Annotated in this window: 17 protein-coding genes; 10 read left to right on the top strand and 7 right to left on the bottom strand. The window is 33.2% G+C overall.

Annotated features, from left to right (window positions below):
- Nucleotides 1–267: 267 nt before the first annotated feature.
- A complete protein-coding gene (locus OPR30_RS02070; RefSeq protein WP_265031000.1) occupies nucleotides 268–1086 on the top strand; it encodes a hypothetical protein in 819 nt (272 codons plus the stop codon).
- Nucleotides 1087–1167: 81 nt separating this feature from the next.
- Nucleotides 1168–2964 (top strand): translation elongation factor 4, encoded by a 1797-nt coding sequence (lepA, locus tag OPR30_RS02065; RefSeq protein ID WP_264374939.1) that lies wholly within the window; start codon nucleotides 1168–1170, stop codon nucleotides 2962–2964.
- A 239-nt stretch (nucleotides 2965–3203) separates the two neighbouring features.
- Here the strand turns inward: lepA and OPR30_RS02060 are convergent, their stop codons facing one another.
- A complete protein-coding gene (locus tag OPR30_RS02060; RefSeq protein WP_007301937.1) occupies nucleotides 3204–4076 on the bottom strand; it encodes a hypothetical protein in 873 nt (290 codons plus the stop codon).
- Between the two features lie 95 nt (nucleotides 4077–4171).
- Complete coding sequence (locus OPR30_RS02055; protein ID WP_006015443.1) at nucleotides 4172–4543, bottom strand: glutaredoxin; 372 nt, start codon at nucleotides 4541–4543, stop codon at nucleotides 4172–4174.
- 68 nt (nucleotides 4544–4611) lie between these two features.
- Here OPR30_RS02055 and ribF point away from each other — a divergent pair, with 68 nt between their 5' ends.
- From ribF to OPR30_RS02035, 4 genes are read left to right on the top strand one after another with little or no spacing between them, the layout of a single operon-like run.
- Nucleotides 4612–5544, top strand: a complete 933-nt coding sequence (ribF, locus tag OPR30_RS02050; RefSeq protein ID WP_264375688.1) for a riboflavin biosynthesis protein RibF — start codon at nucleotides 4612–4614, stop codon at nucleotides 5542–5544.
- Nucleotides 5541–6017: a signal peptidase II gene (gene lspA, locus OPR30_RS02045; RefSeq protein WP_007301940.1), complete on the top strand. Its 477-nt coding sequence runs from the start codon at nucleotides 5541–5543 to the stop codon at nucleotides 6015–6017. The genes ribF and lspA overlap by 4 nt, the downstream gene beginning before the upstream one ends.
- Nucleotides 6018–6021: 4 nt before the next feature.
- Nucleotides 6022–7353 (top strand): M16 family metallopeptidase, encoded by a 1332-nt coding sequence (locus OPR30_RS02040; protein WP_265031111.1) that lies wholly within the window; start codon nucleotides 6022–6024, stop codon nucleotides 7351–7353.
- Nucleotides 7340–8662, top strand: coding sequence for a M16 family metallopeptidase (locus tag OPR30_RS02035; protein ID WP_265031110.1), 1323 nt, complete (start codon nucleotides 7340–7342; stop codon nucleotides 8660–8662). The genes OPR30_RS02040 and OPR30_RS02035 overlap by 14 nt, the downstream gene beginning before the upstream one ends.
- On the opposite strand, the gene purN is transcribed toward OPR30_RS02035, so the two are convergent.
- Nucleotides 8656–9222, bottom strand: coding sequence for a phosphoribosylglycinamide formyltransferase (gene purN / locus OPR30_RS02030; protein ID WP_264374943.1), 567 nt, complete (start codon nucleotides 9220–9222; stop codon nucleotides 8656–8658). The two genes, OPR30_RS02035 and purN, sit on opposite strands and share 7 nt — an antisense overlap.
- 266 nt (nucleotides 9223–9488) lie before the next feature.
- Between purN and OPR30_RS02025 the strand changes: the two genes are divergently transcribed.
- Entirely contained in the window at nucleotides 9489–9905 is a 417-nt protein-coding gene (locus tag OPR30_RS02025) for a hypothetical protein (protein ID WP_007301944.1), read from the top strand.
- Here OPR30_RS02025 and OPR30_RS02020 read toward each other — a convergent pair.
- A complete protein-coding gene (locus tag OPR30_RS02020) occupies nucleotides 9898–10419 on the bottom strand; it encodes a Na+/H+ antiporter subunit E (RefSeq protein ID WP_006015458.1) in 522 nt (173 codons plus the stop codon). The two genes, OPR30_RS02025 and OPR30_RS02020, sit on opposite strands and share 8 nt — an antisense overlap.
- Nucleotides 10420–10522: 103 nt before the next feature.
- On the opposite strand from OPR30_RS02020, the gene OPR30_RS02015 reads away from it, so the two are divergent.
- The 3 genes from OPR30_RS02015 to lgt all read left to right on the top strand — a co-directional run bounded on the left by OPR30_RS02015 (nucleotide 10523) and on the right by lgt (nucleotide 12479).
- Nucleotides 10523–11143: an ankyrin repeat domain-containing protein gene (locus OPR30_RS02015; RefSeq protein ID WP_265030999.1), complete on the top strand. Its 621-nt coding sequence runs from the start codon at nucleotides 10523–10525 to the stop codon at nucleotides 11141–11143.
- Between the two features lie 88 nt (nucleotides 11144–11231).
- On the top strand, nucleotides 11232–11681 hold the full coding sequence (smpB, locus tag OPR30_RS02010; protein WP_015587785.1) for an SsrA-binding protein SmpB: 450 nt from the start codon (nucleotides 11232–11234) through the stop codon (nucleotides 11679–11681).
- Between the two features lie 6 nt (nucleotides 11682–11687).
- Nucleotides 11688–12479, top strand: coding sequence for a prolipoprotein diacylglyceryl transferase (gene lgt, locus OPR30_RS02005; protein ID WP_264378006.1), 792 nt, complete (start codon nucleotides 11688–11690; stop codon nucleotides 12477–12479).
- A 214-nt stretch (nucleotides 12480–12693) separates the two neighbouring features.
- On the opposite strand, the gene OPR30_RS02000 is transcribed toward lgt, so the two are convergent.
- The 3 genes from OPR30_RS02000 to OPR30_RS01990 form a co-directional block, all read right to left on the bottom strand.
- Nucleotides 12694–13236, bottom strand: coding sequence for a hypothetical protein (locus tag OPR30_RS02000; RefSeq protein ID WP_264378007.1), 543 nt, complete (start codon nucleotides 13234–13236; stop codon nucleotides 12694–12696).
- A gap of 84 nt (nucleotides 13237–13320) precedes the next feature.
- Nucleotides 13321–13848 carry a phospholipase D family nuclease gene (locus tag OPR30_RS01995; RefSeq protein WP_007301949.1) on the bottom strand — a complete coding sequence of 176 codons (528 nt, stop codon included), beginning with the start codon at nucleotides 13846–13848 and terminating at the stop codon, nucleotides 13321–13323.
- Nucleotides 13849–13888: 40 nt separating this feature from the next.
- Nucleotides 13889–15376, bottom strand: a complete 1488-nt coding sequence (locus tag OPR30_RS01990; protein ID WP_265030998.1) for a UbiD family decarboxylase — start codon at nucleotides 15374–15376, stop codon at nucleotides 13889–13891.
- Between the last annotated feature and the right edge of the window lie 11 nt (nucleotides 15377–15387).

Here is a 15387-nt window from a genome sequence, read left to right as displayed (position 1 = left end):
GCAAGCATATAGAAAGTGCTAACATTCCCTAATGTTTATGTATATAATATTGAATAGTTTTATAAGGTAAAATGTATTAGTAGTGAGATATTAAAAAAAATAAAACAAAAAATACAAGATAGAGTAACACGTAAAGAACTGTACAGTGTCTTTACATATTCTGAAGAAATAAAGTCATTTAATGATTATGTTAGTAGTATTAAACGTGATGGAATAAACTCAGAGAAATCAAGTCTATTGAAAGATATTTATGAAGGCCTTAATTCTATGTTTACTAACATTGCTATCGACTGGGATAGCAATCGAGGTAGCCTAAGTAGTGAAAAAATTAATATACATTATCAAAACTTAGGGTCTATCTTAGAGATGGTAATCATAATTGAAGGATTGAAGACAGGATTGGGCCAAGAATACGTGATACTCGGCATTGATGAATCCACGTTAATTTGTGATATCGAATCACTTCAGAAAAAAATGGAAGAAAAGCTAAAAGGAATGCAACAACAAAATGAAGCAAGGCAAGAAGAATTAGAAAAGAAAATTGAAGAAAAGTTTAGAAAGTATATAGAAAACGGCACTATTGATGCAGTATCAATTGAAAAATATGATAATTGTAGTTTGTGTGATGCAGTAATCAATCTAAAAGACAACAGTAAAAGCATAAATATTGAGATAAGCGAGTTTTTAAATAATGATTTTCGTAAAAAAAACAATATTCATGAAATTCGTATTTTAAATGGCGATCAAGAAGAAGTTGTCTGTGGCTTTGTAGATAAAAATGGAGTGAGGTGTTATAATTTAGGTACTGCAGCTCAATATGGAATAAAGTTTAATTGGTATATAGATGAAAGGGAATTTATCATTATATTAAGTGCTAATAGCGATGGCACTATTAAAATAGCAAGTGATAAGCCAGATGATAAAGATTTAGAAGAAAATAAAGATGTAAGAATTAAAGTTGGTAATGATTACCTAAGCCTTGCTGATGCAGTAAAAACATGCAAGCAGGAAAAGAATGAGGCAAGTAGCAAACTGAGTCAACCATCAACTACTGAATACTTCCGACCAGTACAGACGCCAGCTTAATGTTTTCAGCAAAAAGGAAGATAAGTAATTGCTCTTGTAATACTTAAAATGTAAAATAGATCTACTTAAATAAGTAGATCTATGAACAATATAAGAAATTTTGCAATAATAGCACATATAGATCATGGGAAGTCAACTCTTGCTGATCGTTTGATAGAAGAATGTAACGGTCTTGAGACAAGGGAAATGACCAATCAGGTACTTGACTCAATGGATATAGAGCGTGAACGCGGAATCACAATCAAAGCACAAACGGTAAGACTCAATTACACTGCAAATAATGGTAATAAATATTGCCTCAACCTCATGGACACACCAGGTCATGTTGACTTTTCATATGAAGTCAGCCGAAGCTTAGCTGCATGTGAAGGCTCACTTTTGGTGGTGGACAGCAGCCAAGGAGTTGAAGCTCAGACTCTGGCAAATGTGTACAAGGCAATTGACAATAATCATGAGATAATAGTTGTGCTCAATAAAGTTGACCTTCCTGCTGCAGATCCAGAAAAGGTAAAGCTTCAGATTGAAGAAGTAATTGGTATTGATGCAAGTGAGTCAATTTTGATATCGGCAAAAACTGGTCTTGGGATAAAGGATGTACTTGAAGCTATAGTGACAAAACTTCCCGCTCCTCAAGGTGATACAAATGCTCCACTGCAAGCAATTTTAGTTGATAGTTGGTATGATCCTTACCTAGGAGTAGTAATTTTAGTGCGAGTTAAAAATGGAGTACTAAAAAAAGGCATGAGAATCGTTATGATGTCTAATAATGCTACATATCAGGTCGATAATATCGGTATTTTCACTCCTAAAAAAGTTATGACTGGTGAACTTTCAGCAGGTGAAGTTGGTTTTATAACTGCTTCAATGAAAGAAGTAGCAGACTGCAAAGTAGGAGACACTATTACTGAAGAGAAAAGGCCGTGCAGCAAGGCATTACCTGGCTTTAAAGAAGTACATCCTGTAGTATTTTGCAGTATTTTCCCCAATAACACAGATGATTTTAAATATTTAAGGGAAGCACTAGAAAAATTACATTTAAATGATGCTAGTTTTACATTTGATGCTGAAACGTCAAATGCCCTAGGTTATGGATTTCGTTGCGGTTTCTTAGGAATGCTACATCTTGAAGTCATTCAAGAAAGACTCGAAAGAGAATTTGATTTAGATCTAACAGCAACTGCACCGAGTGTTATATATAAAGTTGCAACACAAAATGGTAAAGTTTTAAATATCCATAACCCAAGCGATATGCCAGACCCTACAAAAATTGAAATAGTGGAAGAACCGTGGATCACTGCAACTATAATGGTACCTGATCAATATTTAGGAGAGATTCTATCTCTGTGTGAAGAGAGGAGAGGAGAACAGCAGGATTTATCTTATGTTGGTAATACGACAACAGCACTACTGAAGTATAAATTACCGCTGTCTGAGGTTGTTTTTGATTTTTACGATAGACTAAAATCAATTTCCAAGGGATATGCAAGTTTAGATTGGGAAATATCCGATTATCAGGAAAGTCAGATAGATAAATTAAGTTTTTTAGTTAATGGAGAACCTGTGGATGCGTTAGCCTGCATTGTTCATAAAAGCAGGGCAGAAAAAAGAGGCCGTGAAATATGTGCACGTTTGAAAGACTTGATACCACGCCAGCAATATAAAATCGCGATTCAAGCGGCAGTAGGCGGAAAAATTATTGCTAGAGAAACGATTAACCCGTATAGAAAAGATGTAACAGCCAAGCTCTATGGTGGAGACGTCACACGAAGGATGAAGCTGCTTGAAAAGCAGAAGAAAGGTAAGAAAAGATTGCATTCTGTAGGAAACATAAACATCCCACAAAATGCTTTTATTGAGGCTTTGAAAATAAATGATTAATATATATCCAAAAACATAAATTTAAAGAACTAAGTGATATTTTCTCAATAAATTTACTGACATTGATATGGGTAAATTTGAAATAGCTATGTGAATTTGTAAAACACTATATAAGATACCATACAACGAAATCATCCCAGTGTTAAACGCTGGGATGACAGAGAGCAGCTCAATTGCTCCACTCAATCAGTAAAAATCAGATATATGTAGACATTGGCTAAAACCATTCCAACAACATTTTAGTGAAACTTAACAAGCTTATCTATAGTTTTAGTGATGATTCTTGGAGTATTTGGAGAGACTTCTGAGCCCAGTCTATTTAACCGCTCTATAGCAAACCCGCTGTTCTCATTTATTATGAAATCACATAAAATATTTTCTATATCTTTAATAACACTTTCATGCTTTCTCAGAGGATGGTTATTCGGATATCTATGAATGGTTTTGATGCTAGAATACTCAACGAAAGCTTGATCTTTAAAAGCAAGTTGTCTCAATTTCTCTTTGAATTTTTCTTCTTCATCTCTTGCTAAAAGGCAAGACTTTATCAGTGATTTTATAATCGAGTTTATAGCCTGATGTATTTCAGAATGCACTATAACTTTGATGATATTTTCTTCCACTATGCAATCATAAGTGCTTTTTTCGCTCTTTAATGACTCTATAAGCATTTTGCTATTTTGCGAATTCAATTCCAGATTCTCTTCACTTATAGGAGTCATTATAAAGGTATTCTTATTTACCCTGATGTAAAATTGTGGCAACCCTTTAGAACAGGCAAATGCTACATCCTTAGACTCAAGTGCGTGATTGTATGAAGAAGAAAGGGTGCTTGCTATAACGCTACTTGGTACTTTCATTCCATGATTACTTAGGTGATTTAACACATTCTCAACATCATGATATGTAAAACCTGTATCTTTTATCAATTCAACAACTTCTATGCAATTGTGTTGTTTATACTCTATTGTCACTTCTTCTGTAAAAAGAGTTTTAGCTGCTATATGCTTATCAAGCACTGTGAAAATCTTGATGAAACTCTCTAAATCTTGTTTGTTAATTAATTCAATACTAATTAAGTTTTTGCTAACAATTATAATATTTTTTATCATTTTTTCCCACTAAAAAAACTCACTAGATGAATTGTATTTTTAATTCATTAAAAATTGTTTAAAGTGGGTATGCCAGCAACAGTAAGACAAAAAAATCACATAAAATCTTCATTATGTATTATATTACATCCCTCGTGTTCATCACTGCCGCTTGTGTAAGCTGTTGCATTAATGCTATCTTCATTGTTATTTAACATATTATCCAACTTTCCTTCTTTTTCAAGATCCATCAATTTGTCACATCCAGCAATATGATGTACATAATCACCATTTTCATCAGTAATAAAAATTTGTGGAACTGTCCTGACGTTATATTTTGATTTTATACCGTCAAACAAATCCGAGTTTCTAAGTACATCAATTTCTTCGTATTTCACACCTTTTTCATCCAATAACTCTTTTGCTTTCTTGCAGAATGGGCAGTACTTCTTCACATATATTACAACTTTTCCTTTAGTGTTTTTCACGATTTATCTCCATAGTTTATAAAATACAACTATTATATATAAAAAATATATATAAAATATCAAATTGTATGAAAATTATTTACAACTGTGAGCAAGGGATAAAAGATAATGTGGCACTAACTTTCGGAAATTTCGATGGCGTTCATTTAGGACATAAGTTTGCAATTTCCAATCTAAAGAAGGTAGCACAAGAAAGAGGATTACCCTCTGCAGTTTTAACTTTTGAGCCTCACCCATCAACTGTTTTATTTAGTAGGAACAATTTTAGGTTAATAGATCAAGAACAAAAAAAGGAACTAATCAGCAGCTATGGTATAGATTACTTGTATATTATTAATTTTAGTAGAGGTTTTTCTGAGGTTAGCTGCGATGACTTTATTGGTAAGATTTTGGTAAAGAAGTATGGTGCTAAACATATAACTGTTGGAGAAAGTTGTACTTTTGGTCACAAACGATTGGGTAACATATTAACTCTAGAAAAATATTCTCAGATGTATGAATATTCTTTAACTAAATTAGAGCCATTGATAATCGATAGAAAAATTTGCTCTTCTTCCTCAATCAGGGAGTGTTTACAAAAAGGAGAAATAGAAATTGCTAATAAATTGCTTGGTAGGTCTTATCAAGTTTCTGGTATTGTAACAAAAGGTGCATGTAGAGGTAGAGAAATAGGGTTTCCAACCATAAACATTCCGATAGAAGATTACATGATAAAACCTAAGTTTGGTACATATTACGCCAAAGTTGCATTTTCTGAAAATAGTTCAAGTTGGCTATATGGAGTAGTCAACATTGGTATGAGACCTACATTTAAGGACTTAAAAAAACCTATAGTAGAAATGCATATATTTGACTTCAACGAAAATGTATACAATTTTAAGGTTGATATACAACTTTTAAAATTTATTAGGGCAGAAAAAAAATTCCATAGTATTAACGAGTTAACAAAACAGATAGATCGTGATATAATGAAGGCTTACCAGTTAAAGATAAATTTATGAAAAGGATATGTTTAGTTATTATATTGATTATAGTATCATTCGATCAAACAAGTAAATTGTATATAAACTCTTTGATTGATGAGGGGGAGTCAATCGAGATTACTAGTTTTATGAAATTAGTTGAAGTTTGGAATTCAGGAATTAGCTTTGGAATGTGTAGTACTCTGCCGCATGGCAGCTTCTTTTTTTCAGCATGTTCAATATTAATAATTGGTATACTTGCATACTTGATATATAAATCTAATGATAAGTCAATTTACCTTAGTTTTTCTCTGATGATTGGTGGAGCGATCGGAAATGTAATTGATAGAATCTATTGGGGAGCTGTATATGACTTCATATATTTTCATATCAATGATTGGTATTGGCCAGCCTTTAATTTAGCAGATCTATCTATAGTTTGTGGAATGTGTACATTGTTATATAAGTGGTATATATATGATAGGTCTATCTCTAAGCAAAATGAGGAATGAAATAATGCTTCGCAAATTCTTTAGTTTTTTTATACTATCTGTGTTTTTTTTCATTTGTCCGATTTCTTTGGAAGCTGAAATCATAAAGCATGCTAAGCTCAGTAACGGATTGGATGTTTATGTAGTACCTAATCACCGAATTCCAGCTGTTTTTCATGCAATAATATATAAAGTTGGGGGAATGGATGACCCAATTGGCAAAGCAGGCTTGGCTCACTACTTTGAACACTTAATGTTTGAAACTACAGGAAAATTTAAAGACATAGAATCCACTTTGGGCAGCATTGGGGCCCAATTTAATGCTTTTACCACTAAAGAATACACCTGCTACTACGAATTAGTTCTCAAAAAAGATTTACCACTAGCAATGGAAATTGAAGCAGATAGAATGGGCAATTTTGATGTTACTCAAGACAAAATAGATAGAGAAAAAAATATCGTATTAGAAGAAAGAAAGATGAGATTTGATAATAATCCTGAAGCTTTACTATGGGAGGAAATGAACAGTGCATTTTATCGTAATGGCTATGGTAGGTCTGTTATTGGTTGGGAGAGCGATATTAAAACTTACAATCAAGATGACATAACAAGGTTTCATGATAACTATTATCATCCAGGTAATGCTATACTGCTCGTTGTTGGTGATGTAGAATTTGAAGAAGTAGCGGGATTAGCAAAGGAAAAATATGGTGCAATTAAAGCTGAGCCTGTAGTTAAGCATTATCCGAACCAAGATTCAATACATAATGCAGATATATCGGTAATTTTAGAAAGCACTGAAGTAAAAGAGCCAGTTTTATACTTTCGCTATAGTGTTCCTTTATTTGAGCAAATAAGTGAAACTTTTCCTGTTGATTTGGCAGTTGATGTTTTGGGGAATGGCAAGTCTAGTAAGCTATATAAAGATTTAGTTCTAGATAAGAATGTAGCAGTAGAAGTGTTTACTTATTATAACAGCTTAGCTTTTAGTAATGGTTACATTGAGATTCGGGTAACTCCAAAAAGCGGGGTGAATTTGGATGCTGTTGCAAGAGAGTTAGAAAATTCTATTAATCACTTTACCTCTGAAGAAATAACAAGTGAAGAGTTGCAAAGCACAAAGTCTAAATACAAAGCAGCACAGTTTGATAATCTATCTGATTTAACTAGTGTAGCAATGTTTTATATACCACGTCTAGCACTAGGTATTCCACTTGATGAAATAGACATTTCATATAGCAAAATTAATGATGTCAATCTAGAGGATGTAAATAATAAAGTTCACGCTATCTTTTCTACTAATAAATTAGTTGGTCGTCTACTACCAAAAGGAGGTAATAATGATGAGAATAAGTAAGCTTATATTTCTACTTTTTTTCTGTCTGGTCTTTAATTTGCAGGCGAGCACCTACCTAAATATAGAGGAGGTTACTACTAATAAAGGATTTAAGTTTTTATTTGTTGAAAACCATGATCTACCAAAAGTTTCACTTAATATATCATTCAAAGATGCAGGTTGTGTGTATGAAAGTGCAGAAAAGCAGGGGCTTGCTTGGTTTACTTCTCTTGTAATTCAAGAAGGAGCAGGAAAAAATGATGCCAAAGATTTTGCGAAAAAGCTTGAGGATAAAGGAATTAGTTTAAATTTTATTGCTAATTTAGAAGCATTTAGGGTTTCATTAAATACTTTATCTGAGAATCTAGAGGATGCAATTTCACTACTGAGTGATGCTATAATGCGCCCTAAAGTTGATCCTGAGGGGTTAAATAGAGTATTCGAAAAAGTCAAAGTAAACTTTAATAATTTTGAAAAAGACCCTTATTTTATTGCTGCAAAAGAGTTAGATACATTGTTGTTCAAAAAACATCCTTACTCAAGAGATCCATATGGAACTCTAGACACTATAATGAACATTACTAGAGACGATGTTTTAACATACATAAAGCGTAGTTTTACTAAGGATAATATCGTTATTAGTATTGTTGGTTGTGCAACAAAAGAAGAAGTTAGTACGCTGCTCGATAAATATTTATCTAAGTTACCATCAAAAAGATCGAAAGTTAGGAAGGTATCTGTAAAAAATGAATTTGGGCCTGCAGAAAGTAAGAGCGTTTTTATGGATATACCACAGAGTGTAATATTTTTTGCTCAAAAAGGCATAGCATATGAAGACCCTAATTACTATAATGCTAGTGTTTTGATTAATGCGCTTGGTGGTATGAGTCTAAACTCAATACTGATGAAAGAGTTGAGACAAAATCTAGGTATTACTTATGGTATTAGTGCACGTAATGTTACCAATAAACATGGAAATGTTATATTTGGGTTTATGAGCACCGATAGCTCTACTGTTAGCAAAGCTATATCAGCAGTAAAAGATACATTTAGCAGAATAAAAAAGGAAGGAATTGACGAACAATTATTCAAGGATGCAAAAACCAGTTTAGTAAATAACCTTATCTTCTCTTTTCTATCCAATAATGCGAATACAGCAACGTTGCTAGATAGTATGCAGATAGAGGATCGTGATGTTAACAGTATAAATAATTATAAGAATACCATTAATAATATTAAATTAGAGGAAGTAAACAAATTGGCACATTCTTTACTAAATCCTGAAAATTTATTCTTTGTTGAAGTTGGAAGAAACGCTCAAGGTCAATAATTAATACTTTCTGCTATTGATTTTACTGCTTCCACATAACACTTGTGCTCTTCAGCTAGAATGCGCTCTGAGAGACTGTGAACATCATCATTTGGTAATACTGGAACAGTAGCTTGAGCGATTATGGCTCCAGCATCAATTTCAGGAGTAACATAATGCACAGTACATCCTGTAATTTTTACACCCGCTTTCAGAGCTTGCTCCTGAGCATTTAGGCCCTTAAATGACGGAAGTAAAGAGGGATGAATATTTATAACTTTGTTATGCCATTTATTCAGGAAATTGGCCTTTATAATTCTCATAAACCCTGCAAGGCAAATTAAATCAACCTTATGTTGAACAAGTATTTCATGAATTTTATCAGTATCAAGTGGCTTATCTTCAACAACAAACGCTGAAACTCCTGCTTGCTTTGCTATTTTAAGGCCTCCAGCTTCACTATTATTTGTGATAACACACACAGTTTCAGCAGGGAAATTCTGATCTTGACATGCTTCTATTAAAGCCTGCATGTTTGATCCTCTACCTGAAATTATTATTCCGAGTTTTATCTTTTTCATTTTAGTGCAGCCGTAAGAATGGATATTAATAAAATAGCTCAAAAGGAAAGTTTATTTTAGAATAAATACTATTGTGTAGCAATATTTTACACTGCTGGATAATATGGAATTAAAGAAATCATTCAGTTTGAAGTAACTTTAACATTTAATTTTAGGAATATTATACAATTTATGGTAAATAAATGCATATTTTTATGGCTGCGTTATTATTTATTTAACAAAGTATTAGTATAATTTACTACACTGAATTAAATGGAGAAAATTCAATGAATAAATTACCAAGCAATGCAAAAACAAGCAAGTCTCAGGTTACTCAGTGGGAGGTAATAAAAAATTGTGAATATTCTGATAATTGTTTATCAAAAGTAGTAACTTTATACGTCATTAAAATGGCAGAATTATCAGATATTTATACGAGTAATGAACCTGAAATTAATACTATACTTACAAGAATAAGCATAACAAGTGAAAATGCATTTTTAAATAAGGTTGTTGATATTGAAATTATGGAGGGCATTTTTCCGTACAAATTCAACAGCAAGAAGAAAAATAACATATCAAGGCTAGAAGATTTGTACAATTATTTATGTTCTACTGTTATTGATAGCCTTCCAAAAGAAATGCTTGAAAGCCTAAGAAGAGAATACAGAGACGCTGTTAACTTATTTAAAGCAATTACTTAACTAGGTGTAGCATTTTTAAGACTTTACCTTCTATTTCAGAAATGCCACTTTCAAGATCTTTATCTATCAAGCATATGGTAGATAAATATGTTTTCTGCTTCTTTTCAACATTGATAGTTAAAGTTCCAGGAGTAATCGTAACCGAGTTAGCAAATAATGCAATGGTCTTATCATTATGTCCTATGCATTCTCTTACAATAACAATTGGCTCAACTGTAGATTTGAATCGTAGCACCTTTTTTGTTACATAAATACTTGAAAAAATAATTTGGTAAATTAGCCAAGGTATATAACTTATAAGCTGATAAAGTGACAGCCTACCACTATCATTTAGAATTTGACTAAGGGCACTTTCAGCATCAATTAACCTTTTAAAGATAATCAATGTGAACACAGAAGAAAATACTCCACAGAGAATAAAAAAAGGCTCAAAATAACCAGACAATGTAATCCATAGAGAAGACAAAATCACAAATGATAGAGAAAAAAACTTAATATTTTGCCTGACTTTCATGATTTGGAGTATAACTTAAATGATTTTTTAGGAAAATAAAAAGTTCTTGATTTTTGTGTCAAAAAACATAATAACCAAGTTATTTTAATAAGTAGTGGAGATTATGACGCTTGATGATTTTCTAAAAATGCTTGAAGAAATAAATGATACTTCAGGTTTAAGCAAGAACAACATAGTTGAACGAATAAAAATAAAATTAGAAAGAATTGATTTACGGAGTTGGAAAGATAGTGGATTTAATATCAATCATATATTCACTACACATAGTGATCTAGATCCTGTAGAAACTACATTGTTGCATTTTGCTGCTAAGAGTGGCTATGAGAATGTAGTAAGAGCTCTAATTGCATGTGAAGCAGATGTTAACGCACGGGATTGCGATCGGTGCACTCCTTTACATTTTGCTGCTGAATGGAACCACAAAAGCATATTAGAGATTTTAATTGAAAGTGAAGCAAATGTTAATGCGTGCGACAATGATGGATATACTCCCTTACACTTTGCTGATGAAGGTGGTAATGAAAATATAGTAAGAACTCTAATTGAACACGGAGCATATGTTGATGCGCAGAATAATAATGGACAAACTCCTTTGCATCTTGTTACTGATTTGGGTTGTAAAGATGTGATAAGTTCTTTGTCAGGTAATGCTAGTCCTAGGGCTGAAATGGCAGTAGGAAGAGTGGAACAAATTACACTTGCAGGAAGATTGGAGCTTTTTTAACCAAACTTGCATTTACTGAGATAATTGTTTTGTTATGAATTAAACCAAAAGTTCTGTAATATATTGAAGCTTAAAGATATCTTTAGATATGGAAGTTATTGCAGAAAATAGAAAAGCAAGGTTTGAATACTTTATCTTAGAAGAATTTGAAGCAGGTATGATCCTCTTAAGTAGTGAAGTGAAATCACTAAGGGAGAGAAAAGCAAATATTTCTGATGCTTACGTTACTGAAAAAAAAGGTGAAATATGGCTAAACAATATGCATATTGCAGAGTATAAAGCTGCGAACCAAAAGAATCACAAGCCAAAAAGAGAACGTAAATTGCTTTTGCATAAAAAAGAGATAAATAAGCTGATTGGTCAAATCAAAACCTCTGGAATAACTGTTGTGCCACTTTCTATCTATTTTAATGATAAAGGGTTGGCAAAAACTAAAATTGCTATTGTTAAAGGAAAAAAACTCTACGATAAGAGAGCAACCATAAAGCAGAGAGAGTGGGACCGTGAGAAAAGTAGATTGTCTAAGAATAATTTGTAGTAAAATATGTCTTTAAGTCCAATTATTTTTAGCATCGGTCCTGTTTCTATATATTGGTATTCTTTAGCATATGTTTTTGGTATAGTTTTTGCATATTGGTATTTACATAAGCTAGACAATCAAAAAATATTTACTAAGAATTTTTACGATTCGTTATTAACAACTACTATTATAGGCGTTATTCTTGGGGGCAGGCTTGGCTACGTGTTGATATATGATCCAGTTTTTTATATAAGCAGCCCTATTGAGATATTAAAGACCTGGGAAGGAGGAATGTCATTTCATGGTGGTGCTATAGGAGTTTTGCTTGCAGTAATAATCTCCTGTAGAAGACATAACATTCCTATATTTTACACACTGGATCTAATTTCTTGTGGAGTTCCGATAGGTTTGTTCCTAGGTCGCATAGGTAATTTTATAAATGGAGAGTTATTTGGCAGAGTTACAACTATGCAATGGGGTATGGTATTTCCAGAAAGTGGTGATAATTTATTGCGCCATCCAAGCCAACTTTATGAGGCATTTTTTGAAGGAGCGCTACTTTTCGTAGTTGTAAATTCACTATTTTTCTTGAACAAAATGAGATTGTATTATGGTGCAACAACTGGAGTTGCAGTTATGTTGTATGGAGTAGCACGTTTTATGGTTGAATTTTTCCGCGAGCCAGACTATCAAATTGGCTATTTATGGTTCAATTTAACTATGGGACAATTTCTTTCTATACCTATGATTTTGCTGGGAATGCTTATATATTTAGGTGCGTTGAACTTAAGATTTAACACGAAATCTGTTCAATAGAGAAAAGGTAAATTTAATAGAAAAATATAGTGGAAGTTTATTTATTCCATACTATGTACAATTATGTGAATTTTTTGTCTTGCAGAGAATAAATGTAAGACCAGCAAACCTTCGTTGTATAGCTATAAGAAAAACTTAGTAGCTACTGACCAAATTCATTACTAAGTAGATATTCATTTTCCACCAGAATATTCCTGATTGAGAAGCTACTTTATTAAAACATATTTTTAAATTTTTGCCAAAACCCTGGTTGATTATCATTAACCTTTGTGAAGGCTATGTTTAAACTGTATCTCGTATCATTTGGCATATCATATCTAATATTCAGTATTGAAAATTTGTTTTTATTATGAACAGAAACATCGTCATATGATAACTTTGTCGTGTAGTACTTTATATGTTTTTGCTTATCATATACTATATCACCTGATTCACCTTCTAGTTCTACAAATTTAGTTTTTTTCTGACATTCTTTTATTTTTATTAGATCCTCGTTTAGTGATATTGAAACCGGTAGTGTATTCCCAGCATACTCTTTAGCTAAAAGCTCACTTTGAGGATACATTTTTATTTCCCTTCCAAAATGTGAGTCTATAAAATTATTGCTCCAAAATTTGTCTCCAGAATGTACATATTCGTCAGTAGCATACGGTACACCACCATAATTGCATTGAACTTTGTAATCTCCAACACCATTATTTTGAAAAAAATCATGAATGGCAGCGTAACTATCAGCAGCATCATTTATGTAATCCATTACCTACCCCTTAAAACCTTTTAATTTATTATCTCACAAGAAATTACATCTATCAATAAAAAGACTTTTTTTGATATCAAGTATCTAGGGAGCATATTGATAGGATTGTGACATTCGTATTTCCCAGTTCTTCACATACTGCTGGACTAATTCAGGATAATTTTCAATAATTAATAAATTTTCAGCGTTTCCCTTTTCAGCTGTCTTACTGAGGTTAAACGATCCTGTGATGACTTTTTGATTATCAACAATTATTACCTTATTATGAGCAATTTTTGGCTTATTATCGATCCAAATCGGTATTCCATTTGAAAACAATTCGCTTATGACACTATATTTTGAATGGAGTTGTGATTTATCTAAGACGACTTTAACATCAACACCACGCTCTTTGGCGTTAATCAAAGATTTTGCAACTGTTCCAAGAGTAAATGTATATTCTTGAACTAAGATAGATTCTTTAGATTGGTCTATCTCGCTGATTATCGGTACAGCACAGTCTTCTTCAGGTGAGAAGCAAACTGTTGCTTTTGGGCAAGGCGAGAATGTAGGACCCACATAGTAATACAGAGAAAAACATGCCGACAAAAATAAAAGATATAAAAGCCTCACAAACCACACCTAAATACACGGCGGTAGTCTACATCATAGTTTAATCATCTGTCAACCCATATTCCTTCCACTTCTCTGTAACTTTCTTTATTATTTCCTCGCTCATTTCAATTTTTCTTCCCCATTCTCGTTTGGTTTCAGGTGGAAGTTTGTTTGTTGCATCAAACCCTATTTTACCTCCGAGACCACTTTCAGGGGAAGCAAAATCTAAATAATCAATTGGGGCATTCTCTATCGTAATTGTATCACGCACAGGGTCCATTCTTGTTGACATTGCCCACATCACTTCCTTCCAATCACGTATATTTATATCATCATCAACAACTATGATAAATTTGGTATATAAAAACTGTTTGAGAAAAGAGAGTATGCCCATAACAATTCTTTTTGCATGCCCTGGATAAGCCTTTTTTATCGATACTACCGCTATTCTATATGAACAACCTTCTGGGGGCAGATAAAAATCTACTATCTCCGGAAACTGATTGATGAGAATCGGCACAAAGATTTCGTTGAGTGCTTCACCAAGAATTGATGGTTCATCAGGTGGCTTGCCAGTGAAAGTGCTGAGATAAATTGGATCTTTGCACATTGTAATTGCAGTGATGTTAAACTCAGGAAACTGTTCAACAGCATTATAGTAACCGGTATGGTCTCCATATGGCCCTTCATCTTGGTAATTATCCAAACTTACATATCCTTCCAAAACAATTTCTGCATGAGCTGGAACCTGAAGAGGAATAGTTTTACAATTTACAAGCTCAAGTGGTTTTTTTCTCAGCAGCCCGGCAAATTGGTATTCTGATAAAGTCTCCGGCACCGGAGTTACTGCAGCAATAATCGTTGCAGGATCGCTACCAATCACAGCAGCCGCAGGAAACTTCATATTTTGCCCCCTCTCCTTCCACCGTTTATGGTGACCTGCACCACCACGATGTGCAAGCCAGCGCATGAGAGTCGTTTTTTTATTCACAACCTGCATACGATATATTCCAAGATTAAAATTATCTTGCTTGTCTGCTGTTGGTCCTTTTGTTACCACAAGTGGCCAAGTGATAATCGGTGCAGGCTCGTTTGGCCAGCATGTCTGAATAGGTAGCAAACTAAGATCCACCTTATCCCCAGTTAGCACCACCTCTTGACATGGAGCTTTGCTTACAACTTTGCTCCGCATCGACAATACAACTTTTAGTAGAGGAAACATTTTCACAGCATCTTTGAAGGTTTTTGGTGGCTCAGGTGATCGCAAAAATGCTAGAAGTTTACCCAGATCCCTTAATTCATCAGAATTTATACCAAGTCCGAATGCAATTCTCTCAATAGTACCAAATAAATTCACTAAAACGGGAATTGAATTTTTGCCATTTTCTGTGACAACATTTTCAAAGATGATAGCTGGTCCCTTGTTTGACAAAACCCTACGATGAATTTCTGTCATTTCAAGAATAGTTGAAACTTCTTTTTTAATTCTAATTAGATCTTTTTTTTCTTCTAATGCTCTGATGAAGTCGCGTAAGTTATTGTACATATTTTAAAAAT

Origin of the sequence: Wolbachia endosymbiont (group B) of Athalia cordata (genome assembly GCF_947251845.1) — a bacterium.
Lineage (GTDB): Bacteria > Pseudomonadota > Alphaproteobacteria > Rickettsiales > Anaplasmataceae > Wolbachia.
The sequence above is the reverse complement of the archived record's forward strand: the minus strand, read 5'-3'. Positions and strand labels throughout refer to the sequence as shown.

What these genes read in the sequence shown, in the direction of transcription:
- smpB (WP_015587785.1), top strand. Translation starts at nt 11,232, where the DNA reads ATGGAAGTTATTGCAGAAAATAGAAAAGCAAGGTTTGAATACTTTATC.
- lspA (WP_007301940.1), top strand. Translation starts at nt 5,541, where the DNA reads ATGAAAAGGATATGTTTAGTTATTATATTGATTATAGTATCATTCGAT.
- lgt (WP_264378006.1), top strand. Translation starts at nt 11,688, where the DNA reads ATGTCTTTAAGTCCAATTATTTTTAGCATCGGTCCTGTTTCTATATAT.
- OPR30_RS02000 (WP_264378007.1), bottom strand. Translation starts at nt 13,236, where the DNA reads ATGGATTACATAAATGATGCTGCTGATAGTTACGCTGCCATTCATGAT.
- OPR30_RS02025 (WP_007301944.1), top strand. Translation starts at nt 9,489, where the DNA reads ATGAATAAATTACCAAGCAATGCAAAAACAAGCAAGTCTCAGGTTACT.
- ribF (WP_264375688.1), top strand. Translation starts at nt 4,612, where the DNA reads ATGAAAATTATTTACAACTGTGAGCAAGGGATAAAAGATAATGTGGCA.
- OPR30_RS02035 (WP_265031110.1), top strand. Translation starts at nt 7,340, where the DNA reads ATGAGAATAAGTAAGCTTATATTTCTACTTTTTTTCTGTCTGGTCTTT.
- purN (WP_264374943.1), bottom strand. Translation starts at nt 9,222, where the DNA reads ATGAAAAAGATAAAACTCGGAATAATAATTTCAGGTAGAGGATCAAAC.
- OPR30_RS02060 (WP_007301937.1), bottom strand. Translation starts at nt 4,076, where the DNA reads ATGATAAAAAATATTATAATTGTTAGCAAAAACTTAATTAGTATTGAA.
- OPR30_RS02020 (WP_006015458.1), bottom strand. Translation starts at nt 10,419, where the DNA reads ATGAAAGTCAGGCAAAATATTAAGTTTTTTTCTCTATCATTTGTGATT.
- OPR30_RS02070 (WP_265031000.1), top strand. Translation starts at nt 268, where the DNA reads ATGTTTACTAACATTGCTATCGACTGGGATAGCAATCGAGGTAGCCTA.
- OPR30_RS02015 (WP_265030999.1), top strand. Translation starts at nt 10,523, where the DNA reads ATGACGCTTGATGATTTTCTAAAAATGCTTGAAGAAATAAATGATACT.
- OPR30_RS01990 (WP_265030998.1), bottom strand. Translation starts at nt 15,376, where the DNA reads ATGTACAATAACTTACGCGACTTCATCAGAGCATTAGAAGAAAAAAAA.
- OPR30_RS02040 (WP_265031111.1), top strand. Translation starts at nt 6,022, where the DNA reads ATGCTTCGCAAATTCTTTAGTTTTTTTATACTATCTGTGTTTTTTTTC.
- lepA (WP_264374939.1), top strand. Translation starts at nt 1,168, where the DNA reads ATGAACAATATAAGAAATTTTGCAATAATAGCACATATAGATCATGGG.